The organism is Cupriavidus gilardii, from assembly GCF_013314895.1.
Classification (GTDB): Bacteria; Pseudomonadota; Gammaproteobacteria; order Burkholderiales; family Burkholderiaceae; genus Cupriavidus; species Cupriavidus gilardii_C.
The window spans coordinates 177,765-202,811 of the sequence record NZ_JABTYE010000006.1 but is presented as its reverse complement, the minus strand read 5'-3'; the positions used below and the strand labels follow the sequence as shown (position 1 = coordinate 202,811).

The following is a 25,047-nucleotide window of genomic DNA, read 5'->3' as shown; positions in this document are numbered from 1 at the left end:
GACGCACGGTCGCCAGCATGCTGGCGCCGGTCTCGCTGTCGTCGCTGGTCGCCGTACCATGATCTCGCCGCTCTACAGCGTGCTCGACAGCCGGCTTCGCCGGGTACTGAGCCGCGTGGTCGCCGGCACCATCGTCTTTCTGGCGCTGGTGCTGGTGATGCTGTTGGCGGCCGCGTCGGCCAACACCGAATTCTTCGACCGCTACTTCACGCTGCTGTACAAGATCAATCTGGTGATCGGCGTGCTGATGGTGCTGATCATCGGCGCGTTGGCGGTGGCACTGTGGGTGCGCTATCGCCGCGGCAAGTTCGGCACGCGGCTGATGACCAAGCTGGCGCTGTTCTTCGGCATCGTTGGCGTGCTGCCGGGCGTGCTGATCTATCTGGTGTCGCTGCAGTTCGTCTCGCGCAGCATCGAATCGTGGTTCGACGTGCGTGTCGAGACCGCGCTCGAGGCGGGCCTGAACCTGGGCCGCTCGACCATCGACAGCGCGCTGGCCGATCTGCAGGCCAAGGCGCGCCAGATGAGCGATCAGATCATCAGCGCGAGCGAGCCGACGAACTCGCTGCAGCTGAATCGGCTGCGCGAGCAATACGGCGTGCAGGAGGCGTCGATCTTCACCGGCGGCGGGCGCGTGATCGCCTCCGCGTCGAGCAACTACGCGATGCTGGTGCCGAGCCTGCCGTCCGGCGTATTGGTCGAGCAGGCGCGTCTTGCGGGCGGCTATGCGGCGGTCGAGGGCGGCACCGATCCCGGCACCGACGGCGGCAGCGATGGCCATCCGCAGCCCGAGCGCGCCGACGCCACTCACCTGTACCGGCTGCGCGTGATCATTCCGCTCGGACCCGCTGCACCGGCCGACGAATCCTCGCTGGGCGCCCCGCCGCGTCCGGCAGGCAAGGATCGCTGGGCGGGCTCGGGCCTGTCGCTGGAGCGTCGCGCCGAGGACTATCCATCGTCGGGCTTCGGCCTGATCGGCGATACGGTGCGCGAGGAACGCTATCTGCAGATCGTGCATCCGGTCCCGGCCGTGCTCGCGCGCAATGCCGACGAGGTCCAGCGCGCCTATCAGGACTATCAGGAAAAGGCGCTGGGCCGCACCGGTCTGCGCAAGATGTATATCGGCACGCTGACGCTGACGCTGTTCCTCGCGGTGTTCATCGCCGTGATGCTCGCGCTGCTGCTCGGCGGGCAGCTGGCGCGGCCGCTGCTGATGCTGCTGCAGGGAACCAAGGAAGTGGCCGAAGGCGATCTGTCGCCCAAGCGCGAGCTCAAGAGCCGCGATGAGCTCGGCATGCTGACCCAGCAGTTCAACATGATGACGCGCCAGCTGGCGGAGGCGCGCCTGGCCGTGGAGCAGAATCGCGCCGCGCTCGAGCAATCGAAGGCCTTCCTCGAAAGCGTGCTGCAGAACCTGACCGCCGGCGTGCTGGTGATGGACCGGCGCTTCTCGCTGGTGACCGCCAATCCCGGCGCCGAACGCATCTTCGGGCAGCCGCTCGGGCCGACCATCGGCCATCCTGTCGAGGCCATCCCCGGCATGGCGGCATTCGGCGAAATCGTGCGGCAGGCCTTCTCGGAGCAGAGCACCAGCGAGGTGCTGGGCGGCGCCGCGCACTGGCAGAAGCAGATCGAACTGCCGCACGGCGACGAGGAACAGCCGCTGACGCTGCTGGTGCGCGGCGCGCGACTGCCGGGCGGCGACCATATCAGCGATCATTCCGAACCCGGCTACGTGGTCGTGTTCGACGATATTTCCGATGTGATTTCGGCTCAACGGTCGGTCGCATGGGGCGAAGTGGCCCGGCGCCTCGCGCACGAAATCAAGAACCCGCTGACGCCGATCCAGCTGTCGGCCGAGCGGCTGCAGATGAAGCTCGCGCCCAAGCTCGAAGGCAACGATGCCGACGTGCTAAAGCGCGGCGCCACCACGATCGTTAACCAAGTAGCCGCGATGAAGCGCATGGTCGACGATTTCCGCGATTACGCCCGCACGCCGCCGGCCATGCTGCAGACGCTGCAGCTCAATGCGCTGGTGGCCGAGGTGCTGCATCTGTACGGCATCGACGATCCCGGCCTGCACGAGCATCCCGTGATTCACCCGTCGCTGGCCGACGATCTGCCCGATATCAAGGGCGACCCGACCCAGCTTCGGCAGGTGATACACAATCTGCTGCAGAATGCGCAGGATGCGGTCGCGGAGAACCTGGCGGCGGGCCGTCCGGCGCCTTGTATCGCTCTGCACACCGAGACTGTAGAATACAAAGATGCCTCCGGCGAAAGCCGTCAGGCTGTCAAGCTGACCATCGCTGACAATGGTCCGGGGTTCGCCCCGCGCATCCTCAGCCGCGCGTTCGAGCCATACGTGACGACCAAGGCCAAGGGGACGGGTCTGGGTCTTGCGATGGTGAAGAAGATCATTGACGAACATGGGGCGCGCATCGAACTGCGCAACCGCATGGAAGGCGCCGAGGTCGCCGGCGCACAGATATCGATCCTGTTCGCCAAGCTGGCATAGTGATGCATGATGATGCGGTCCGACCCGGAACGCCGCGGAGGGGTTAAGAGGAAAGTATGGCAACCATCCTCGTAGTCGACGACGAAATGGGTATCCGTGAACTGCTCTCGGAAATCCTCAGCGACGAAGGCCATGTAGTCGAAGTAGCCGAAAACGCGCAACAAGCCCGTGAATACCGTGCCGGCAATACGCCCGACCTGGTGCTGCTCGATATCTGGATGCCGGACACCGACGGTGTGACGCTGCTCAAGGAATGGTCCTCGCAGGGCCAGCTGACGATGCCCGTGATCATGATGTCCGGGCACGCGACCATCGATACCGCGGTGGAAGCGACCAAGATCGGCGCGCTCAATTTCCTGGAAAAACCGATCGCGCTGCAGAAGCTGCTGTCCGCGGTGGAGCAGGGCCTCGCACGCGGCCAGGAACGTCCGCGCGCGGCCGCCGCGCCCGCGGCACCGGCGGCCGAGCCCGCCGCTCGCGCCGCCGAAACCGCGCCGGCCGAAGCCGCGGCCAACGGCACGCCGCAGCGCGTGCCCGAAGCCGAAATGCAGTTTTCCTTCGACATGCCGCTGCGCGAGGCGCGCGACATGTTCGAGCGCGCCTACTTCGAATACCACCTGCTGCGCGAACACGGCAGCATGACGCGCGTGGCCGAAAAGACGGGCCTGGAGCGTACCCACCTGTATCGCAAGCTCAAGCAGCTTGGCGTCGAGCTGAGCCGAAACAAGCCGGAGCCGGCCGAGCAATAAGGACGACGATTCCAGGCGGCAGGGGGTTGACCAGTCCCATGCCCGCTGTTATAGTTTCGCTTCTTTGGCCCGGTAGCTCAGTCGGTAGAGCAGAGGATTGAAAATCCTTGTGTCGGCGGTTCGATTCCGTCCCAGGCCACCAGGTTGAAAGGAAAAACGGACGCTTCGGCGTCCGTTTTTCTTTGGTGCGTTCGCTACCGTCGACACCATGCCATGTGGCTGCGGCGATGCAACGCCCCGCCCGCTGACCGCCTCGCGATCTCCGCGATACCTCCGCGCCTTTGTCGTCCCGTCCTCGCCATGCAACAACGTGCATCGTGATGACCCTCGCCGCTGGCAAAGCTTACAAGCATTGGTACGTCTTACGCTGCCGCTAGGGTTTTCCGCCTCGGCGCCCGCAGACCCGTACCCATCGCAGCACCGGCGGCCATGTATTGGAACGCCGATTGCATATTGACGACCGACTCCCGATGACGGGAGTTCATGTCAGCGCTACGGGGACTTAGCGCATCGCTGGAGGAAAACAACATGAGAAAGACGGCTTCTATCGCAACCCTGGCCTTTGCCCTGGGACTGGCCGGATGTACCGCCGCGGGCAGCGGCACCGGGGCCGGGTCCGGCTCGGTCTCGGGATCGGGCGCCGTGACGCCGACCGACTCCTCGCGGACCGGCACGGGCACGGCCACCGGCACAAGCGGCAGCGCGACGGGCAGCTCGAGCGGATCCGCTACGGGCACGAGCGGCACGCGTTAAGCGCCGCTACCCACTTGCGACTGCCTGTCGCGTCAGCGGGCCCATTGGCGATGTCGATGCGGCCCGCTTGGTTTTTTCGAGCAGCACTGCGTCCGATTCCTTCCAGGGAGCGTTGCCATGCCGACCGCCGCTGCCATCTCCGCCGATACCGCCCATCCCCGCGCGTTCGAATGGGCCGGCTACACGCTCGGCTTCGCGATGAGCGGCTTCTTCGACGGCATCCTGCTGCATCAGATCCTGCAGTGGCACCATCTGCTGTCCGGCATCGAACGCGGTGCGCTCGGCGACCTGCGCGTGCAGGTGATGGCCGATGGCGTGTTCCACGCGCTGATGTACGTGATCGCCGCGATCGGCCTGTGGCTGCTGTATCGAAGCCGCGATGCCTTCGCCGTCCCGCATGCGCCGCGACGTCTGCTGGCGAACTTCTGGATCGGCTTCGGCGTCTGGCACGTGGTCGATGCCGTGCTGTCGCACTGGATCACCGGCATCCATCGCATCCGCATGGACTCGCCCAATCCCCTGCTGTGGGATCTGCTGTGGCTGTTCCTGTTCGGCATCATCCCGCTGATCGTCGGCATCCGCATGCGGAAGACGAACAGGCCGGCCGGGCCCCGCTCCGGCGCAGGCCCACGCGGCCCCGGCATCGCGACGAGCTGGGTCGCCGCCATGCTGGTCGGCGGCTCGCTGCTCGGCGCCGCGCTGAACCTGTTCCCGGTCCGCGCGGCACTGGCCGACACCACCACCGTCGTGATGCGCCCCGGCGTCGCGCCCGCGCATCTGTTTACCGCGCTCGAAGGCACCGACGCCCGTATCGTCTGGACCGACCAGCGCGGCGGCGTCTGGGTGCTCAGCGGCGCCGAGACGGTCGACCGCCTGCTCTTGTACCGGCATGGCGCGATGTACGTCAGCGGGACGGTCGCGCCGGCAGGGTGTTCGGCCTGGGTCCGTTAACACGCGCGAACGCTGGAACACCTAGGGCCACCGACGCGACTTTCCGCACGCCGCCCGCTCGGGGCTGTGCGGATTCCCATCCATGTCTGCCGCGATGCAGACATTGTCTCCGCGCAAAAGCGCTTGTCTTTCAGAGGCTTAGTCTCCGCCGCACAATCCCGCCCGCAATGGCACGCCCATTGCAACGCAGGCGCCTCGCAAGCTGCCGCGACAGACGGCAGACGCGCTGACCGCTCCCGTGCGGAGCGTGGAAAAGGCAATGCCGGCGACGCCGGCCAAACAGGAGACAACGATGCGGCAAACAGCAGCACGGTGGAAGCGGCCGTCCTTGGGGACTGGCGCAATGGTGGCGGCCTTGCTGGTCGCCGGATGCGGCGGCGGTGACGATGGCGGCGGCAATCTGCAGCCGCAGAGCGCCGAGAACGCGCCGGGCCTGGGCCTCGGACACAGGGCCACGGTCGAGGCGACCGTGCTGTCTTCCGCGCCCGAGCGCGTGACCGGCGGCGATGCGCTGATCCGCTTGAGCGCCAGCGAGCGCGCGCCCGGCAAGAAGTTCAAGGTCAGCGTCAACGGCGTCGATGTCAGCGATGCCTTCACGCCGACCGGCGATGGCGAGGCGCTCGGCATCGTCAGCGGACTCAAGCTCGGCGAGAACACGCTGGAGGTCAAGCACGGCCCGGCGCGCACCACGCTGACGCTGACCAACTATCCGATCACCGGCCCCGTCTTCTCCGGCCCGCACGAAAAGCCCTACATCTGCGCGACGCAGAACTTCACGCTGCCGGACGGCAGCAAGCTCGGCGCGCCGCTCGATGAAAACTGCTCGGTCGAACGCCGCGTGCATTACGTCTATCGCTCCACCGCCAACAGCTTCAAGCCGTTGCCGACGCCGGTCACCGCGTATCCGGGGGATCTGGCCAGCACCACCAACAACGCGGGTGCGACGGTGCCGTACATCGTCCGCGTCGAGACCGGCACCATCAATCGCGCGATCTACCAGACCGCGATCCTGCACGATCCGATGAAGGACGCCGAGCCGACCCCGCTGGCGCCGCCTTCGGGCTGGAACCGCAAGGTCGTCTATCCGCTGGGCGGCGGTTGCCAGGGCGGCTGGTACATGCAGGGCACGCCGGTGGCGGTGCTGAACCACAATCACCTGCGCAAGGGCTATGCAGTGGTCAGCGCCTCGCTCAATACCTTCGGCAACAACTGCAACGACCTGCTGTCGTCCGAGACCATCGCGATGGTCAAGGAACGGCTGATCGAAAACTACGGCGTGCCGTTCTTCACGATCGGCACCGGCGGCTCGGGCGGGGCCTACCAGAGCCACCAGACCGGCGACAACTATCCGGGCCTGTTCGACGGCATCATCGTGACCTCGGTGTTCCCGGACGTGACCTCGTCGACGATCTTCAAGCTGCACGACTCGCGCCTGCTGCATCTGTACTTCACGCAGTCGGCTCCGGGCCAATACAGCGATGCGCAGCGCTCGGCGATCTCGGGCTATCTGAAGCCGGGCAATATCGCGGCGATGAGCAGCAGCGCAGGCCGTCTCGATCCGGTGGTGTCGTTCCCGGCGGGCTTCCCGGCCGACCAGAAATACCATCCGGTCAACAACCCGACCGGCGTGCGTGCCACGGTCTACGACCATACGGTCAACGTCTACGGCAAGGACGCGCGCGGCTTCGCCAAGCGGCCGATCGACAATGTCGGCGTGCAGTACGGCCTGAAGGCGCTGAACGACGGCATGATCACGGCCGACCAGTTCATCGACCTGAACGAGAAGATCGGCGGCGTCGACGTGGACTTCAAGAAGATTGCGCAGCGCACCGTCGGCGATCTCGACGCGATCGCACGCGCGTACCAGTCGGGTCGCATCACCTCGACCGGCGGCGGCCTCGCGACCACGCCGATCATCGATCAGCGCGACTATTTCGACGACCGCGTCAACGGCGACATCCACAACAAGATCCATAGCTACTCGGTGCGCGCGCGGCTGATCGCGGCCAACGGGCATGCGGACAATCAGGTCATCGTCGGACCGGGCACCATCCGCGACGACAACTTCGACCAGATGGACCGCTGGCTGACGGCGATGCTGCGCGACACCGGCCCGGGCAGCAAGGCCGAAAAGGTGGTGCGCAACAAGCCGGCGGACCTTGTCGATGCGTGCTGGGACGCAGGCGGCAACAAGATCGTGGAGCCGCAGACCGCGCACGGCCCGGGCCAGTGCAATACCTTGTACCCGGCCGGCACCACGCCGCGCATGGTCGCCGGCGGTCCGCTGGCCGACGATATCGTCAAGTGCCAGCTCAAGCCGATCGATCCGGCCGACTACAGGGTGATGATGACCCCGACGCAACTGGCGCGGCTGCAGTCGGTCTTCCCGACCGGCGTGTGCGACTGGTCTCGTCCGGGCGTCGAGCAGCAGCCGTTGAAGGGCACCTGGCTGTCGTTCGGTCCGTCGCCGGTCAACCTGCTGTTCGATGTGACACAACCCTGATCGGCCTTGCGCCAACGAGGCTGCCCTGATTGGGTTGCGCTGACGGGCTCGCGCCGATGCATCGACGATCCGATGCATCGGCGCGCCTGATGTTTACGCCGATTGACGCGCTGGGGTGCGGCTTTGCCTAATGGCCGGTCGTTGGCGCATGCCGCCGGTGTCATCCATCGATATGACCGACTCCTCCGCGACTTCTGCTGCGACGCAGGCGATAGCGCCCTCGGCCTGGCCGCGCGGGCGGGCCCGTCGCGCGGCCGCGATCGCGGCGGTCTGCGCGGTGATGGCGGTGGGCGTCACCATCGCCTATCTGTGGGGCGAGCGCGTCGGCATCCGCGCGCAGCGCGATGGCACCGCGCACCGCATCGAGGCCTATATCGGCGGGCTGCGCAGCGAGATGCGCCGCTACGAGTATCTGCCCGCAGTGGTCGCGCTGAACCACGACGTGCAGCGGCTGCTGCGCGAACCGGCAACGCCCGGCCTGCCGATGGCGGCCAACCGCTTCCTGGCCGAGGTCAACGCCGCCGCCAAATCGACGGCGATCTATGTGATGGACGCCCACGGCCTGACGCTGGCTGCGAGCAACTGGAACGAGGCGGCCAGCTTCGTCGGCATCAACTTCTCGTACCGGCCGTATTTCCGCGACGCGATGCAGTGCAAGCCCGGCCGCTTCTATGGCATCGGCACGGTCAGCCGCGAACCGGGCTACTACTTCTCGCAGCCGATCGTCCGCGACGGCGCGATGCTGGGCGTGGCCGCCGTCAAGGTCAATCTGGACAAGATCGACGAGCCGTGGATCGCCAATGACGACCGCATCCTGGTGGTCGACGCCAACGGCATCGTGTTCCTGAGCTCGCAGCCGGACTGGCGCTTCAAGTCGCTGCGCGAGCTGCCCAGCGAAACGCGCTGGCAGCTCGCCACCACGCGGCAGTACTCGACCGTCGATTCGCTCGATCCGATCGGCTTTCGCGAGCAGCGCCGCTTCGCGGCCGATATCAGCGTGGTGCAGATGCCGGATGGCGACGAGTTTCTGGCGCAGAGCCGCCGCATCGCCGACACCGACTGGCGGCTGATCGTGCTGTCCGACATGGAGCCGATCCGCACGCTGGCGCGCAACAGCGCGGTGATTGCCGCCTTCGCGCTCGGCTTCCTGCTGCTGCTGATCCTGTACGTGCTGCAGCGTCGCCGCGCGGCCGCGCAGAACCGCTCGGCCAAGGAAGCGCTGCAGCGCGCGCACGACGAACTCGAGCGCAAGGTGGCGATGCGCACGCAGGCGCTGTCCGGTTCGAACCTGAAGCTGCAGAAGGAGATCGCCGAGCGCAAGCGCGCCGAACAGGTGCTGAAGGCGGCGATGGACGAGCTGGTGCAGGCCAGCAAGATGGCGGCGCTCGGCCAGATGTCGGCCGGCATCACGCACGAGCTGAACCAGCCGCTGGCGGCGCTGCGCACGCTGTCGGCCAACACCATCGTGTTCTTCCGCCGCGGCCAGACCGAGGCGGTCGAGACCAACCTGAACGTGATCTGCCAGATGGTCGAGCGGATGGGCAAGATCACCGCGCAGCTGAAGAAATTCGCACGCAAGACGCCGGTGCAATCGGTGCCCACGCCGGTCGGCACGGTGATCGCCGACGCGCTGTTTCTGCTGGACTCGCGCATTCGCGCCGATGGCGCAGAACTGATCGTATCGGTGCCCGAGCCGTCGCCGCTGGCGCTGTGCGAAGGCAACCGGCTCGAGCAGGTGCTGGTCAATCTGCTGTCGAACGCGCTCGATGCGATGAAGGACGCCAGCGCCGACGCGGCCGAGGACGCTACCGAGGACCCCGCAGCCCGCGTGCTCGAGATCCGCGTGCACGCGGACCCGCAGTGGGTCACGATCGAGGTGGCCGACCGCGGCTGCGGCATCGACGACGACGTGATGCCGCGGCTGTTCGAGCCGTTTTTCACCACCAAGGAGCAGGGCGTGGGCCTCGGCCTCGGGCTGGCGATCTCCGCCGGCATCGTGCGCGAGTTCGGCGGCACGCTGCGCGCGGAGAATCGCCGCGGGAACCTCGATACCGCCGTCGGTACCGCAGTCGATACCGCCGTCGATACCGCCACCGATGCCGCCCCCGATGCCGAGGACGCGGGCAGCAACGACGAGATCGCCGGCGCCCGCTTCATCATCCAACTGCCAGCCGCACAGGAGAATCATGCCGATGCGAACTGATCTGTCGGTCCTCTACGTCGAAGACGATGCCGCGGTGCGGCTGGGCAGCACCCAGTCGCTGCAGATCGCCGGCCTGTCGGTGGAAGCGTTCGGCTCGGCCGAACAAGTGCTGCATCGCCTCACGCCAGGCTTTGCCGGCGTGCTGGTCACCGATGTGCGGCTGCCCGGCATCAACGGGCTGGCGCTGCTCGACAAGGCGCTGGAAATCGATGCCGCGCTGCCCGTGATCCTTGTCACCGGTCACGGCGACATCTCGATGGCGGTGCAGGCGATGCGCCGCGGCGCCTACGATTTCGTCGAGAAGCCGTATTCGCCGGGCGAGCTGACCGAGGTCGTGCAACGGGCGATGGACAAGCGCGCGCTGACGCTCGAGGTCGAGGCGCTGCGCCGGCAGCTGGCCGACACGCAGGCGATCGAGGCCAAGTTGATCGGCCGCTCTGCGGCAGTCGAACGGCTGCGCAAGCTGATTCTCGATCTGGCGTGCACCGACGCCGATGTGCTGATCCTCGGCGAGACCGGGACCGGCAAGGAGCTGGTGGCGCGCTGCCTGCACGAGTACGGGCCGCGCCGGCAGGGCAACTTCGCCGCGCTCAATTGCGGCGGCGTACCCGAGTCGCTGTTCGAGAGCGAGGTGTTCGGCCACGAGTCGGGCGCGTTCACCGGCGCGGCGCGGCGGCGGGTCGGCAAGATCGAATACGCGCAGCGCGGCTCGCTGTTTCTCGACGAGATCGAGACCATGCCGATGTCGCTGCAGATCAAGCTGCTGCGCACGCTGCAGGAGCGGCAGTTCGAGCGGCTGGGGTCCAACACGCTGCTGCCGATGGACTGCCGCGTGATCGCCGCGACCAAGGTCGATCTGCTGGCGCTGTCGGCGGAGCAGCGCTTCCGCGCCGATCTGTACTATCGACTCAATGTCGCGGTGATCGACATCCCGCCGCTGCGCGAACGGCGCGAGGACATTCCGCTGCTGTTCTCGCACTTCCTGCTGCAGGCGGCGCTGCGCTACGAGCGGCCGGTGCCCGAGGTCTCGCCGCAGCATATGCGCGAGTTGATGATGCATCCGTGGCCTGGCAACGTGCGCGAGCTGCGCAATGCTGCCGATCGCTTCGTGCTGGGACTGTCCGGCGGCAGCAGCGGCGTGCCGGCAGCCAATGGCCAGGGCAATGGCACCAGCAGCGGCAGCACCAGCGAGCCGCGTTCGCTGGACGAGCAGGTCGCCGTGTTCGAACGGCATCTGATCGAGGAGGCGCTGCGCGCGGCGTCGGGACGCACCGCCGCGGCGAGCGATCTGCTGCGCGTGCCGAAGAAAACGCTGTACGACAAGATCAAGCGGCTCGGCGTCAATCTCGAGGCATTCCGCTCGGCGGCGGCGACCGATTGAATTCCGATATCGTCTTGCATGTCGCCAGTTCGATCCAGTCTTGCTAGACTGCGTGCGCGCATGCGACGCGGGGATTGGACAAGGCTGGAAGTCATGCGCACTTCGGTGCCGGGCCTGGCTGCCGCCGGTGCCGTCTCAGTGGTAACACGACGTGAAAAAAGACAGGACTGCCAGGCGGCGTCTTTGTCGCGAGAGCGGCAAAGACGCCGGTTCTGACGGGGCCCGTCCACATCGCCGGTGTCCACATCGCCGGTGTCCACATCGCCGGTGTCCACATCGGGGCGTCCACATCGATGTGTCCACATTCATCCGCCCGCAAATCCCCCCGCATTCCCCGCATTCCTCCCTTCTCGCGCAGCGCCGAGCGCCTACACTGTAGTGACCGTTTTTTGCGGTTCTTACCATCGCTGCACCATGGCCCATATCACCTTTGCGCCGGCGATCCAGCGCCATGTCCCCACCCCTGACCGCCACCTGCCCGCGGCCTCCGTGCGCGCCGCGCTCGATGCGGTGTTCGCCGAACAGCCGGAACTGCGCGGCTACATCCTCGATGACCAGAACCAGTTGCGCCGGCATGTGACCGTCTTTATCGACGGCACCATGATCCGCGACCGGCAACGGCTCAGCGATGCGTTGCGCGAGGACAGCAAGGTCTACGTGGTGCAGGCGCTTTCCGGCGGATAGCAGACAGCGGGGGAGCGGGACACCGGGAGCGGTCAATGCATCGGCATGTCGCGCTTGGACGTTTCACGCTTCGACAGCCAACGCGCCGACGGCCACGCGACCGGCGGCCAATCGATACCAGGAGACCTGAACGATGAACGACCGACTTCTCGTGGCCACACGCAAGGGCCTGTTCGAGATCGAACGCCAGCCGCAGGGGCAATGGCAGCAAACCCAGGCGCATTTTCTCGGCGAGCCCGTCAACATGGTGTTGTCCGACCCGCGCGATGGCACGCTCTATGCCGCCCTGAATCTGGGCCACTTCGGCGTCAAGCTGTGGCGCCGCGCGCGCGGCGAGTCCGAGTGGGCCGCTTGCGCGGTGCCGGTCTATCCGCCGCAGCCGGAAGAGCAGACCGCGGCGCTGGCCAATGCCGCAGCCAACGCGCCGGCCGACCCCGACGCGCCCAGGCCGGTGCCCTGGTCGCTGCAGCAGCTGTGGGTGCTGGAGGCGGGCGGTGCCGACGAGCCCGGCGTGTTGTGGGCCGGCACCATCCCCGGCGGCCTGTTCCGCTCGGACGATCGCGGCGCCAGCTGGGCGTTGAACCGGCCGATGTGGGACCGTCCCGAGCGCGCCGAATGGTTCGGCGGCGGCTACGACTATCCGGGCATCCATTCGATCTGCGTCGATCCGCGCGACAGCCGCCATGTGTCGATCGCGATCTCGTGCGGCGGCGTCTGGCAAACCCGCAACGGCGGCGACAGCTGGGAAGCCACCACGCGCGGCATGAAGGCGGGCTATATGCCGCCCGAGCGCAGTGAGGATCCCAATATCCAGGACCCGCACTACATGGTGCAATGCCCGGCCCGCCCCGATGCGCTGTGGGTGCAGCATCACGACGGCATCTTCCGCTCCGAGGACGGCGGCGCCAGCTGGCGGCGCATCGAAGGCAAGCCATCGAAGTTCGGCTTCGCGGTCGCGGTGCATCCGCGCGATCCCGAGACCGCGTGGTTCGTGCCCGCGACCAAGGACGAATGCCGCGTGCCGGTCGACGGCAAGCTCGTGGTGTCCCGCACGCGCGACGGCGGCCGCAGCTTCGAGGTCTTCAGTGAAGGCCTGCCGCCGCCGCCGGCCTACGACCTGATCTATCGGCACGGCCTGGCGGTCGACGACAGCGGCGAACGGCTGGCGATGGGCTCGACTACCGGCGGGCTGTGGGTGTCGGAGAACGGCGGCGAACGCTGGACCTGCGTGTCGGCGCATCTGCCGCCGGTCTATTGCGTGCGCTTCGGCTAGCGGGCCGCACGGACGCGCGCCGCGCAAGTACTGCCGCGCGGCGCATTCGATACCGCGAGTCAGGACACAACTGCGCCGGCGCGCATTGACGGCGCGCGGGGCGGACGGAACACTGCGCGCTCCGCGCCGGGCAGCAGCATCAACAGCAGCATCAGCACCAGCAAGAAGCCGTGCACGGATCCGTGTCCACCTTCGCCTCCGTTCGATGTCCATCCGCCGTCCTCACGCCAAAATTCGCGCCGAAATTCGCGCCGAAATTCGCGCCGAAGATCACGCCGAAATTCACGTGGGAACTCACGCCGCCGCCGGTCCTGAAGCGCCCGTCCCGCTGGCGCGCCGGCTGGTCGCCGAGGCCCTGGGCACGGCGCTGCTGATCGCAGTGGTGATCGGCTCGGGGCTGCGTGCCGAGCGGCTTGCGGCCGGCAATGTCGCGCTCGCCCTGCTCGCCAACTCTCTCGCGAGCGGCGCGGGCCTCGCCGCGCTGCTGCTGACCTTCGGCGGCATTTCCGGAGGCCATCTGAATCCGGCGGTCACGCTGTCGGCCTGGCTGCGCGGCATGCTGCCGGCACGCGAGGCGCTGCGCTATGTCGCCGCGCAGGCGCTGGGCGCAGTCGCCGGCGTGATCGCGGTCCATCTGATGTTCGGCGAGCCGCTGCTGGCATGGTCGGCTCAGGTGCGCACCGGCGCGCCACTGTGGTGGAGCGAATTCCTGGCGACCTTCGGCCTGATCGGCGTGGCGATGGGCACCGCGCGCGCCCGGCCCGCGCTGCTGCCGTTCGCGGTGGCCGGCTATATCGGCGCGGGCTACTGGTTCACCGCCTCGACCTCGTTCGCCAATCCGGCGCTGACTCTGGCGTGCGCGCTGACGGCGACGTTCACCGGCATCCGCGCGATCGATGTGCCGGGCTTCATGCTGGCGCAATGCGCCGGTGCGCTGACGGCGACGCTGCTGTTCCATTGGCTGCTGCGGCAGGCACCGGGCGAGAGCGCGGCGCCGACCAGTATCGGCCTCGCTGCAGGAAGCGCCGAAGGCGGGACTACCAGCGGCCGCACCAACAGCGCTGCCCCTACCAGCGCCGATTGAGCTGGATCCCGAAGATCGAACCCGTGGCCTGCGACGCCCACGCATCGGCCGGCGGCGCGAAGCTGATGCCGTCGACGTCGCTGGCGCGGCTGTAGGTATAGAAGGCGCGCAGATTGGCGTTGCCGGCGGCCTTGCCGAACGTCAGCGTCGGCGCCACCGTCAAGGCGGTACGCTGCCCGCTGACGCCGAAGCCCGACGAGATCTGGTCGTGCGCGACCTCGAAACTCAGCCGAAAGCGCTCGGTCGGCGCGTAAGCCGGGCGTACCCGCGTGGTCATCCATTGCAGCGTGCCCAGCGCCGAGCGATCGTATTGCAGGCTCGATTCGACTGAGCCGATCAGGCCCGCGCGGCCCTTCCATTCCATCGATTCGGCCACCCGCACGCGCGACAGCGTGTCGCCCATGCCGGAGTAGCCGGTCATCGCGGTGCGGCTGCCGGTGCCGTATTGCAGGCCGAAGCGGTTGGTGCCGGCCAGCACGCCCTTCTGCTCGTGCATCGCCGACGCCCACCAGGCGTTGCCGGCGGCATCGGCCAGCGCGTCCGCCTCGACACGCGTAAAGCCCAACTGCAGCGTGCCCTTGTCGTTGACGCCGATCGGCGCGGTGCGCACCGAGTGATAGCTGGGCAGATGCTGCCCATTGGTGTCGTTGCGCGCGGTGTACTGGTAGCTCAGGCCGACGCCGGCGAGCTTGGCGTCGTCGACGCCGAAACGCAGCGCGCTGGAGGTCGGCGGCAGCAGGCCCGACGACATCAGGAACGGCGACGTATCGCGCCGCCCGGCCCACATGGTCGCGCCGTCGAGCGCGGCGATGCCCTTGACCGCGGTATAGAACTGCGGGATCAGCTGGTACGGGTCGACCGGGGCAGGGCGCCCGTCGATGGTGGTGGTGTTGGTGCCGCGCGCCTGGGCGACCACCTCGATCGCGCCGCCGCCGTCGAGCGTATACAGCTGCTCGCGCAGCTTGACCTCGCCGCTGCTCTGGCAGGCCACGCCCAGGCCGATGCCGGTCGACAGGCTGCCGCCCGGGCAGGCGCGCATCGCATGGGAGTTGTCCTCGTAGGCGGCGCGCCCGCTGTAGGACAGGCTCCAGACGCTCTCCTCGGCCGGCTCGGTGCTCGGCAGGTTGGAGGCGAACACCGGCGGGGCATCGCCGGGCGTCGCCGCATCGCCGCCCGCCAAGGCCCGCGTGTCGGGCACGAACTCGGGCATGAATTCGCCCAGCCGGTTCGGGAACAGCACCACCGGCGGCGGTGCCGGCGGCAGCGGCTCCGGCGGGCCGACCAGGCCCGGGTCGAGTTCGGCCAGCGCAGTCTGTTCCGGGGTATCGGCGGGGGGCAGGTTCAGCGTTTCGGTGGCAGCGGCGTCCGATGCGGTGGTCGGTGCAGTGGTCGGTGCAGTGGTCGGGGCGGCTTGCGCTTCCCGCTGCAGCAGGCCGGCGAGCGGATCCGCGGCGTCGGCCGGCGGGACAGCGGGCGCCGGCCGGTTCGACGGTGCATTGGCGGGCCAGGTCGACAGCTGCACCACCGCGGGCACCTCGGCGGCCGGCGCCAGCACCGGCGGCGCGATCGGCTCCGGCGCCGCCGGCGTCTGCGCGCAGGCGGCGATGCCCCATGCCCCCAGTGCGGCCAGATACAGCCAGCGCGGACGCGGCAGTACGGACGAACGGGCGGACCGGTTCGGCAAACGACGGCGAGAGGAAGACGACGCGGACAACGACATGCGGTGACAACAGGACGGCAACGGTGCGCAACGGCGAGCCCCCTGGGCTCGGCCGTGCCGGACCGACGGTTTTATCAGTCGGGCTGATTGGACAGCAAGAGCGGTTACAAAATCCATCGCCTGTGCACTGCAGGTGACGGCAAGGTGGCGGCAGCGTGCGTTCGGCGACGGATGCCTGCGCCACCAACGGTCGATGGCGGTCGACGACGATGGCCCCGCCAAGGCGCGTCATACCGCACTTTCCTAGCGAAAACCCGGAGCCTGGCGCGGCCCCGTGCCGAATTGGGCACCGCTATAATCGATCAGCCTGCTGGAACGGGTATGAGCGGGCGATCAAAGGGGTGAATCCGGGCCTGTTATCGGCGCGAACTGCCACGTCGGCGGGTGCGCCGGTAACAGGCCCGTTGTTGCGCGCTGCCGTACCACGGCCTGCCGCGCCTTCCCGGCCAGCGCTGGCGTCGACGCACGCTCTGCCTTCGGCCGGATCAAAATTCGAAAACGAGGAGAGTAGTCGATGGAACGTCGTTCCTTTCTGTTGAAAGCGTCGGCCGTGGCCGCCACCGGTGCCCTGGCCGCCTGCGGCAAGCAAGAGCAGGCCGCCGCCCCGGCGCCGGCCAGCGCGCCCGGAACGCCCGCCGCGCCTGCCGTGGTCGGCAGCAATCCGGCCGTCGAATGGCGCCTGGCGTCGAGCTTTCCGAAGTCGCTCGACACCATCTACGGCGGCGCCGAGACGCTGTCCAACCGGGTCAAGGAACTGACCGACGGCAAGTTCAACATCAAGGTGTTCGCCGCCGGCGAAATCGTGCCGGGTCTGCAGGTGCTCGACGCTGTGCAGAACAACACCGTGCAGATCGGCCACACCGCCGGCTACTACTACTTCGGCAAGAACCCGACGCTGTGCTTCGACACCACGATTCCGTTCGGCCTGACCGCGCGCCAGCAGAACGCGTGGATGGTGCAGGGCAACGGCATGAAGCTGATGCGCGAGTTCTTCAAGGAATACAACGTCGTCAACTTCCTGGGCGGCAACACCAACGCGCAGATGGGCGGCTGGTTCCGCAAGGAAATCCGCACCGTCGCCGACCTGCAGGGCCTGAAGTACCGCGTCGCCGGTTTCGCCGGCGTGGTGCTGTCGCGCCTGGGCGTGGTGCCGCAGCAGATCGCCGGCGGCGACATCTACCCGGCGCTGGAGAAGGGCACCATCGACGCCGCCGAATGGGTCGGCCCGTATGACGACGAGAAGCTGGGCTTCTACAAGGTCGCGCCGTTCTACTACTACCCGGGCTGGTGGGAAGGCAGCGCGCAGCTGTCGTTCTACGCCTCGGCCACCGAGTTCGAAAAGCTGCCGGCGCTGTACAAGCGCGCGCTGGAGACGGCGACCTTCGAAGCGCACACCACGATGATGGCCAAGTACGACACCGTCAACCCGCAAGCGCTGGCGCGCCTGCTGGAGAACGGCGTCAAGCTGCGCCCGTTCTCGCGCGAGATCATGGAGGCGTGCTTCAAGGCGACCCAGGACGCCTACGCCGAGGAAAGCGGCAAGAACCCGTCGTTCAAGAAGATCTTTGACGACTGGCGCGTGTTCCGCAACAACCAGGCCGCCTGGTTCAACGTCGCCGAGCAGGCCTTCGCGCAGTTCAGCTTCGCCCGCAAGCTGTAAACCCTGCAGGCGCCGCGGGCCGCTTCACGCTGCCTGCAAGGCTCGGTCCGCACCGGTAGAATCCTCGGCTTCTGAGAGGATTCTCCGATGCAGACCGGCATACTCTACGCCCTGCTGGCGTACATCATCTGGGGCCTGCTGCCCCTGTACATCAAGTCCCTTCACGGCATCGCGCCCCTCGAGATCCTGCTGCACCGGATGGTGTGGTCGCTGGTCTTCCTCGGCGCCATCCTCGCGATCCGCCGGCACTGGGGCTGGCTGCGCACGGTCTGGTCCGATCGCCGCCTGCTGCTCGGCTTCGTCGCCAGCGCGGCGCTGCTGTGCGGCAACTGGTTCCTCTATATCTGGGCCGTGTCCAACGACCGCGTGGTCGATGCGAGCCTGGGCTACTTCATCAATCCGCTGTTCAGCGTGCTGCTCGGCGTGGTATTTCTGCGCGAGCGATTGCGGCCGGCGCAATGGGCCTCGATCGCACTGGCCGGGGCCGGCGTGGGATGGCTGACCTTTGCGGCCGGCCATCTGCCCTGGATTGCGCTGGCGCTGGCGGCCACCTTCGGCGGCTATGGGCTGCTGCGCAAGACCGCCGCACTGGGTACGCTCGAAGGGCTGTCGCTCGAAACGCTGCTGCTGTTCCCGTTCGCCATCGCCGCGCTGGGCTGGATGTTCTCGACCGGCCAGGCCGGCTTCCCCGATGCGAGCCCGGGCGTGCAGTTCCTGGTGGCGATGGCCGGGCCGGTCACCGCGGTGCCGCTGCTGTTCTTTGCCGCGGCGGCGCGCCGCATCCCGCTGTCGCTGCTTGGCCTGCTGCAGTACACCGGTCCGACGCTGCAGCTGCTGCTGGGCGTCTGGCTGTATCACGAGCCGTTCCCCGCCGACAAGCAGCTGGGCTACGCGATGATCTGGGTGTCGCTGGCCCTCTATGCGCTGGAAGGTTTCTGGATGTCGCGGCGCCGACCGCCCGCAGTAGCGGTGGACTGAACCATCGACGGCATCGATGAAACGATTTATCAGAACAGCATCATCATTCGTCGGCACCATGATTTTGCCGGTTGAAGGGGTGCCGCCAAAGGTCGGCAATCCCGGCATGCTGGGCCGGACATCGCGCTTTCATCGATGCAACGGATGTCAGCGGCGATCTGGCTGCCGCGTTTGATTGGTGGCACGAATAACCGAACGCCCATGTCCAGCCCGTCGGTCCCGTCGCTGCGCAAGATCATTCATTGCGACTGCGATGCCTTCTACGCCTCGGTCGAGATGCGCGACGACCCGTCGCTGCGCGGCCGGCCGATGGCGGTCGGCGGCTTGCCGGACCGGCGCGGCGTGATCGCGACCTGCAACTACGAGGCGCGCGCCTATGGCGTGCGCTCGGCGATGTCGTCGGCGCAGGCGGTCAAGCGCTGTCCCGAGCTGCTGATCCTGCGGCCGGCGATGGACAAGTACAAGGAAGCGTCGCGCCGGATCTTCGGCATCTACCGCGAATACACCGAGCTGGTCGAGCCGCTGTCGCTGGACGAGGCCTATCTGGACGTCAGCGATTGCCGCCGGCACCAGGGCAGCGCGACGCGCATCGCCGAGGAGATCCGCCGGCGCGTGCGCGAGGAGGTCGGCGTCACGGTCTCGGCCGGCGTCGGCCCCAGCAAGTTCATCGCCAAGATCGCCAGCGACTGGAACAAGCCCGACGGGCTGTTCGTGGTGCGGCCCGAAGCGGTCGACGCCTTCGTCGCGGCCTTGCCGGTCGAGCGCATCCACGGCGTCGGCCGTGTCACCGCGGCCAAGCTCAACCGCCTCGGCGTGAAAACGTGCGCGGATCTGCGGGCCTGGACGCCGGACCTGTTTCATCGACACTTCGGCAGCTTCGGCGGGCGCCTCTACAACCTGTGCCGCGGCATCGACGAGCGGCGGGTGTCGCCCGAGCGCGAGCGCAAGTCGATCAGCGTCGAGGAAACCTATGCCGACGATCTGCCCGATCTGCCAGCGTGCCTGGCCGAGCTCGAACCGCTGATCGCGCAGCTGGAGGCCCGCATCGCGCGCGCCGGTGCCCAGCACCTGATCCACAAGCTCACGGTCAAGCTGCGCTTCTCGGATTTCCGCCAGACCACGGTCGAATGCCGCGGGCAGATGCCGGACCGTGCCGTCTACGCGCGGCTGCTGGCCGCGGGCCATGCGCGGCGGGGGCTGCCGGTACGGCTGCTGGGCGTGGGCGTGGCGACCAGCGATCCGGATACCGCGCAGCTGGATCTGTTCCGGGATCTGGCGGATGTCGGCGCAGATTGCGACGACGGCGAGGAGGAGGGCGAGGGCGCCGAGCGGGACTGGAGCGAAGGCGCCTGACGTCACCGGTCCGTCCCGCCAGCCCGCCTTGCGCGCCTTGGGGGCAACTGCCTTACGGCAACTGGTTGCGCATCAGCACCAGCCAGGGCGCATGCGAATTGGTGAAGCCGTCCACCAGGCCGGAGTCGCCCAGTTCGATCAGCTCCATCGACACCGACTGCTGCAGATTGCCGCCGATGGTCTTGACCACGCGGGCGGTGGCGTCGACCTCGACCACGATATCGCAGTGCATCGGCGTGGTGCCGAAGCCGATCTCGTCCACGCTCGTCAGGTATTTGTCGCGGCCCCGTCCGGCGCACAGGATGTCGCCCGGCCGCGGCATGGCAGGCAGCGGCTGAAGCCGGAAGGCCGGCGCAGGCAGGACGCCGTCGCGCGCGTCCACCACATACATCGAATGCGATTGCCCGGTCAGAAACTGGCGCTCGTTCAGCCCGGCCTGGCGCAACACCCACGAAATGAACACCGCCGACCAGGCCCACCGTCCCTCGGTGATCTGCTGGCAATCGACCTCCTTGCCGACGATTGCCCAATAGCGCTGCGCGAGCGCGCAACCCTGCGGGGTCGCCTCCATGCCGGTGCCGTCGGGAAAACCGGCGCAACCGGGCGCGGCGGTGGTGCCGAAGCTCTCGTCGGTGTCGGCCGATGAGGCCTGCAACGATCCGTTCTGAATGATCTCTTCGATGCTGTCGGGCAAAGCCGGGGGCGGCACTGGCAGCGGACTGCTGATCACGCAGGCCGTGTCGTCGCGCCCGATGCGGATGGTCTGGCCGCCCCAGCGCTGCCATTCCTGCAGCGCGATCTGCACGATGCGCTGGCGCGGCGTCGCACCCGGCATCGGCGCCGGCGGTTGCGCCTGGGCCTGCGGCAACGCAGTCGCCTGTGGCCGCGCGGTCGGCGGCGGCGACGGTGGCGCCGAGGGCGGCTGCGTCGCACAGGCGGTCAACAGGCAGGCGACCGCGACGCCGGACAGCGCCGCAAAGCGGTCGCGCAACGCGGTCAACGCACGTCCCGGTAAACCTGCCGGACGCTGTGGAAAATCATGTGAGAAACGATGTGAATAACGCTGTGGAAATCCGGGTGGCAAGGCGCGCATCGACATGACCTGAAAACGGCGGGCGGCGACGAAGAACGGACGCGCAATGGCGCGGAAAGGCCCGTGAAATGCTGGAAAAAACGCGGGAAAGAACGCGGAACCGGCATGCCGCGCGAGCCTTCGCGGCACCGCGTCGGGCGCCGCACGGCCCAGGGGCCGATGCCGGTGGAAAAACGGGGAAAAGCCCTGCGGCTTCGTTGTGGATAACATTTCCCGCCCAGTGCCCCACGCTCGCCTTGCGGCGACTGGCGGCGGCACGGCGGGACCATGCAGAACCGGGCTGGTCGGTACCGCCCGACAGCTTACTGATTGACGGCGTCCTTGAACTTCTGGCCGGCCTTGAACTTGACCGTCTTGGCGGCTTCGACCTTGATCTCTTCGCCGGTACGCGGGTTGCGGGCCATGCGCTCGCCACGCTCGCCCTGGCTGAACGTGCCAAAGCCGATCAGGCTCAGGGTGTCGCCCTTGGCGACGGCGTCCATGATGGCATTCAGGGTCACGTTCAGCGCCTGTTCGGCCTTGGCCTTGGTCAGACCATCCACACCCGCGGCGATCGCGTCGATCAGTTCGGTTTTCGTCATGCTTCACTCCGTATCGAGTTGAAAAAACACATTGCCTTCCCGCCCGCCCGGTGTGCCGGACGTGGCCCCGGAAAAGGCGCTGCGGGCCACATCATACCGTGTCACGCCAACCGGTCCCCGCGCGACATTGTTACAGCAAGCCTTGGCTGGACAAGGCCCGCGGGGGTTGGAACGGGGGGCGGGACGGTTTACGGGCGCTATACGAGGCCGTATACGAGGCCGTATACGAGGCCGTATACGCCGTCTGACGCCACCGGACTGCCCGGGACGTGCCATGTGCCGTCCAGGGCGTTAACCGGGCTCTGAGAGGCTCTCAGGCGCTGTTGGCGCTTTCCGGGGCGCTCGGGGACGTTCGGGGGCGGTCCCGGATGCATCCGAACGGGATGCTTCCGAACGTTCCGAACGTATACGCACCTCGTTTGTCGGCAGTCAGGCTGGAAGGTTCGCGCGTATACCCGGCGTTTGCCTTCGGGCGACCCATCGGCTGCCCGGTTGACGCGACAGCGGTATACGCATACGCGCGGCCGATCGAAGCACGCTTCCGGTGTTTCGATCGACGTATACCGTCCCGATCGAGGTACACATGGTCTGCCGGTTTACCTCGTCCTGCCGTTTTCCCTTCGCTGCCGATGGCGGGTCGTCATCCCTTTGGTTTAAATAGTTCTTTTGATGTATACGGATAGTAGTAGTAGGTAAACCCTTCCCCTTTCTGTGGACAAGTCGGTAAACGCCAAACGCATCAAGGGTTTACCGAATGCAGAACCATCGGGACGAAATCCCGGGGCTGGTGGATGACTCCACCGTTTGGTGGAGGGACCCGCCAACAGTGCTAGGACTTATGCCTGAGGCATCCCCATGCCAACCCCAGGCGGCCCACATCAATTCCGCGTGCTTATCCACAGAAGAAGGCCCGGTTGTCCACAGCGGGAGGCGACGAACGCCGGTCTTCGCGGGGTATACGTCCCGCGCTTGATGGACCGCTTCTTGCACGTTCCGGCGTTTACCGGTTGGCGCCCTTGGGCGCCCTTGCCGACCGGGCATCAGGTATACGCCGCGGCACGTGCCGTCACGCACCGTCACGCGGCGCGGGTATCATCCCGCATCGCCTGGCCGGCAAGCCGCGGCCAGGGGCACACGATCAGCACAGGACCAGCAGACAGACCGAACGACGGTAAACAGGATGGATATGGCCGAACAGTCGAAGCGCAAACAGGACAGCAAGGGGGAGAAGATCGACAAGGCAGCGAAGGGCGCCAGGGCGGAGAAGGCCGACAAGGACAAGAAGCCGAAGACCGCCAAGGACCGCATCGAGGTCCGCCAGTCCGGCGTGCACGGCAAGGGGGTCTATGCGATCGCGCCGATCGCCGCGGGCGAACGGATCATCGAATACAAGGGCGAGCGGATCTCGTGGGAGACCGCGCTGGAGCGCCATCCGCACGATCCCGACGATCCGAACCACACGTTCTATTTCAGCCTGGAGGGCGGCGACGTGCTCGACGCCAAGTACGGCGGCAACCGTTCGCGCTGGATCAACCATGCCTGCGAACCGAACTGCGAGGCGCGCGAGAAGAAGGGCCGCGTGTTCATCCACGCGCTGCGCGACATCGAGGCGGGCGAGGAGCTGTTCTACGACTACGGGCTGGTGATCGACGCCCGCTACACGAAGAAGTTGAAGAAGGAGTTCGAGTGCCGCTGCGGCAGCCCGAACTGCCGCGGCACCATGCTGGCGCCGAAAGGCAAGCGCTGAAAGGTCGGCGCTCCAAGGTCGGCGCCGAACGGTCGGCGCCGAACGGTAGACAGCGGAACGGCTTGCCCCGGTTGCGCTAGCCCGCGCCCGGCGCCTCGCAGGGGATCCGGATCACGAAGCGCATGCTGGCGCGCGACTGGCCGTCGCTGCGCTGCCCCTCGGTATCCGGGACGTCCTCGATGCTGATGCTGCCGTGATGCAGGCTGATGATCTCGTGCACGATCGCCAGGCCCAGTCCGGCGCCGCCCGGCGTGGCCTCGGGACTGCGGCCGGGAACATGGTCGCCGCGGAAAAAGCGCTTGAACACTTCCTCGCGCCGGGCCGGCGCAATGCCGGGCCCGTTGTCCTCGACCATCACCACCGCCATGCCGCGATGGCCGATCGCCTCGCCACCGGCGCGCACCGTGATGCGGCCGCCGGGCGGCACGTACTTGACCGCGTTGTCGATCAGGTTGTTCAGCGCCTCGCGCAGCAGCAGCCGGTTGCCGCGCACCATCGACGGCGCGGCCCCGGTGAAGGTCGGCCCCGGCAGCGTTTCGAAGCCCAGGTCGATATGGCGCGCCAGCGCCTGCGGCACCCACTCGGCGCCGGTCTCGAAGGCCAGCGTGGCCAGATCGAAATGCTCGATGGGCCCGAGCCGCTCCAGCGACAGGCCGGGCTCGGCGCGCGCCAGCGACAGCAGCTGATTGGACAGCCGCACCGCGCGGTCCGCCGCCGACTGCAGCTCGCGCAGCGCGTGCCGGGCCACCTCCGGGTTCTCCGCCTCGACTGCACGGTCGGCATGCAGCTTGACCGCCGTCAGCGGGGTGCGCAGCTGATGGGCGGCATCGGCGATGAACTTGCGCTGGGCGTCGAGCGCGTCGCGCAGCCGCGCCAGCAGCGCGTTGAGCGCGCGGATCAGCGGCTCGACCTCGGCCGGCACCTGCGTCTCGTCCAGCGAGGCCAGCGAGCGCGCGGTCTGCCGGTTCAGCTTGTCGGTCAGGATCTGCAGCGGTACCAGCTCTTCCTTCAGCACGTGCGACAGGATCAGGCTGCCGACCAGCAGCAGCAGGATCAGCGGCACCGACACCGACAGCAGGATCTCGTTGGCGGCGGTCTCGCGCCGGTCCAGCAGCTCGGCCACTTCGACCACGATCGGGCCGCGCGACGGGACGCCGGCGGCCTGCGGTGCGCTGGCCGCGCCGTTTGGCACCTGGCTGGCCACGCTGTCGGCCATATCGGCCATGTCCGCGGCGGCGTCGATGTCGCCGTCGGCCGGCGCCGTCTGCACCGGATCCAGATGCACCGGCAGCCGGACCGCGCGCACCTGGCGGCCGCTGAACCAGGCATAGAACAGCCGCGCGTCGTGCAGCGTGGTCTGGCCGGTGCCGTAGCCCAGCCAGGTATCCATGCCGCCGATCAGTCCGTCGGGTCCGTGGATCCGCCAGTAGATGCGGTCGCTGCCCTCGGCCTCGACCAGGGTCTGCGCGATCGCGGGGATATCGTGTTCGAGCCGGGGACCGGCGATGCGGATCTGCTGCGCGATATTGTTGGCCACGCCGTACAGCGCGCGGTCGAATACCTGTGTGGTGTAGTGCGCCGCGAGCCAGTAGGACAGCGAGCCGCTGGCGAGCACCAGCGCGAACAGCGGCGTGGCCAGCGCACGCAGCAGATGGACGCGCAGGCTCTGGGTCGAGGCCAGCCGCACCTGCTGGGCGCCGCCGCTGCCGCCGCTCCCCCCGGTGCCGCCGGCACTGCCCGGGCTGCCGTGGCCGCCGTGGCCGCCGGATGGGCCCTCGCCGCGCGCGCTGCGCAGAGGCGCCTGGAGCCGCCGCAC

General features: G+C 67.7%; 18 protein-coding genes and 1 tRNA gene. 14 read left to right on the top strand and 5 right to left on the bottom strand.

The features are described from left to right. The first annotated feature begins 58 nt into the window (after window positions 1-58). The 3 genes from HTY53_RS08415 to HTY53_RS08405 all read left to right on the top strand — a co-directional run bounded on the left by HTY53_RS08415 (window position 59) and on the right by HTY53_RS08405 (window position 3,409). Window positions 59-2,518 carry a sensor histidine kinase gene (locus HTY53_RS08415; protein ID WP_174106035.1) on the top strand — a complete coding sequence of 820 codons (2,460 nt, stop codon included), beginning with the start codon at window positions 59-61 and terminating at the stop codon, window positions 2,516-2,518. Between the two features lie 56 nt (window positions 2,519-2,574). Beyond that, a complete protein-coding gene (locus HTY53_RS08410) occupies window positions 2,575-3,267 on the top strand; it encodes a response regulator (protein WP_174106034.1) in 693 nt (230 codons plus the stop codon). 66 nt (window positions 3,268-3,333) lie between these two features. Then, window positions 3,334-3,409: transfer RNA gene (locus HTY53_RS08405), tRNA-Phe, on the top strand. 220 nt (window positions 3,410-3,629) lie between these two features. Here the strand turns inward: HTY53_RS08405 and HTY53_RS08400 are convergent. Next, window positions 3,630-4,013 carry a hypothetical protein gene (locus HTY53_RS08400; protein ID WP_174106033.1) on the bottom strand — a complete coding sequence of 128 codons (384 nt, stop codon included), beginning with the start codon at window positions 4,011-4,013 and terminating at the stop codon, window positions 3,630-3,632. A 124-nt stretch (window positions 4,014-4,137) separates the two neighbouring features. Here HTY53_RS08400 and HTY53_RS08395 point away from each other — a divergent pair, with 124 nt between their 5' ends. The 7 genes from HTY53_RS08395 to HTY53_RS08365 all read left to right on the top strand — a co-directional run bounded on the left by HTY53_RS08395 (window position 4,138) and on the right by HTY53_RS08365 (window position 14,099). After that, window positions 4,138-4,971, top strand: a complete 834-nt coding sequence (locus tag HTY53_RS08395; RefSeq protein WP_174106032.1) for a DUF2243 domain-containing protein — start codon at window positions 4,138-4,140, stop codon at window positions 4,969-4,971. A gap of 343 nt (window positions 4,972-5,314) precedes the next feature. Beyond that, the gene (locus tag HTY53_RS08390; RefSeq protein ID WP_254599861.1) at window positions 5,315-7,474 is read left to right on the top strand and encodes a DUF6351 family protein; all 2,160 of its coding nucleotides are present in this window, start codon (window positions 5,315-5,317) and stop codon (window positions 7,472-7,474) included. Between the two features lie 172 nt (window positions 7,475-7,646). Then, entirely contained in the window at window positions 7,647-9,677 is a 2,031-nt protein-coding gene (locus tag HTY53_RS08385; protein WP_174106031.1) for a sensor histidine kinase, read from the top strand. After that, window positions 9,661-11,058 (top strand): sigma-54-dependent transcriptional regulator, encoded by a 1,398-nt coding sequence (locus HTY53_RS08380; protein WP_174106030.1) that lies wholly within the window; start codon window positions 9,661-9,663, stop codon window positions 11,056-11,058. The genes HTY53_RS08385 and HTY53_RS08380 overlap by 17 nt, the downstream gene beginning before the upstream one ends. A gap of 414 nt (window positions 11,059-11,472) precedes the next feature. Next, a complete protein-coding gene (locus HTY53_RS08375) occupies window positions 11,473-11,742 on the top strand; it encodes a MoaD/ThiS family protein (protein WP_006579802.1) in 270 nt (89 codons plus the stop codon). Between the two features lie 133 nt (window positions 11,743-11,875). Then, on the top strand, window positions 11,876-13,015 hold the full coding sequence (locus HTY53_RS08370; RefSeq protein WP_174106029.1) for a WD40/YVTN/BNR-like repeat-containing protein: 1,140 nt from the start codon (window positions 11,876-11,878) through the stop codon (window positions 13,013-13,015). Window positions 13,016-13,301: 286 nt separating this feature from the next. Next, window positions 13,302-14,099, top strand: a complete 798-nt coding sequence (locus HTY53_RS08365) for an aquaporin (protein WP_368040947.1) — start codon at window positions 13,302-13,304, stop codon at window positions 14,097-14,099. Here the strand turns inward: HTY53_RS08365 and HTY53_RS08360 are convergent. Continuing rightward, window positions 14,083-15,633, bottom strand: a complete 1,551-nt coding sequence (locus HTY53_RS08360; protein WP_438820937.1) for a carbohydrate porin — start codon at window positions 15,631-15,633, stop codon at window positions 14,083-14,085. The genes HTY53_RS08365 and HTY53_RS08360 overlap by 17 nt on opposite strands. A 700-nt stretch (window positions 15,634-16,333) precedes the next feature. Here HTY53_RS08360 and HTY53_RS08355 point away from each other — a divergent pair. The 3 genes from HTY53_RS08355 (at window position 16,334) to dinB (ending at window position 19,810) form a co-directional block, all read left to right on the top strand. Further along, window positions 16,334-17,479, top strand: coding sequence for a TRAP transporter substrate-binding protein (locus HTY53_RS08355; protein ID WP_174106026.1), 1,146 nt, complete (start codon window positions 16,334-16,336; stop codon window positions 17,477-17,479). Window positions 17,480-17,566: 87 nt separating this feature from the next. Beyond that, on the top strand, window positions 17,567-18,457 hold the full coding sequence (gene rarD, locus HTY53_RS08350; protein WP_174106025.1) for an EamA family transporter RarD: 891 nt from the start codon (window positions 17,567-17,569) through the stop codon (window positions 18,455-18,457). Between the two features lie 201 nt (window positions 18,458-18,658). Next, entirely contained in the window at window positions 18,659-19,810 is a 1,152-nt protein-coding gene (gene dinB, locus HTY53_RS08345; RefSeq protein WP_174106024.1) for a DNA polymerase IV, read from the top strand. A 52-nt stretch (window positions 19,811-19,862) separates the two neighbouring features. Here dinB and HTY53_RS08340 read toward each other — a convergent pair whose 3' ends face one another. Together HTY53_RS08340 and HTY53_RS08335 are read right to left on the bottom strand one after the other, a co-directional pair. After that, window positions 19,863-20,909: a DUF2272 domain-containing protein gene (locus tag HTY53_RS08340; RefSeq protein WP_174106023.1), complete on the bottom strand. Its 1,047-nt coding sequence runs from the start codon at window positions 20,907-20,909 to the stop codon at window positions 19,863-19,865. 296 nt (window positions 20,910-21,205) lie between these two features. Then, on the bottom strand, window positions 21,206-21,484 hold the full coding sequence (locus HTY53_RS08335) for an HU family DNA-binding protein (protein ID WP_006579334.1): 279 nt from the start codon (window positions 21,482-21,484) through the stop codon (window positions 21,206-21,208). A gap of 1,186 nt (window positions 21,485-22,670) precedes the next feature. Between HTY53_RS08335 and HTY53_RS08330 the strand changes: the two genes are divergently transcribed. Continuing rightward, a complete protein-coding gene (locus tag HTY53_RS08330) occupies window positions 22,671-23,231 on the top strand; it encodes an SET domain-containing protein (protein ID WP_174106022.1) in 561 nt (186 codons plus the stop codon). A gap of 76 nt (window positions 23,232-23,307) precedes the next feature. On the opposite strand, the gene HTY53_RS08325 is transcribed toward HTY53_RS08330, so the two are convergent. After that, window positions 23,308-25,026, bottom strand: a complete 1,719-nt coding sequence (locus HTY53_RS08325) for a sensor histidine kinase (RefSeq protein ID WP_174106108.1) — start codon at window positions 25,024-25,026, stop codon at window positions 23,308-23,310. Between the last annotated feature and the right edge of the window lie 21 nt (window positions 25,027-25,047).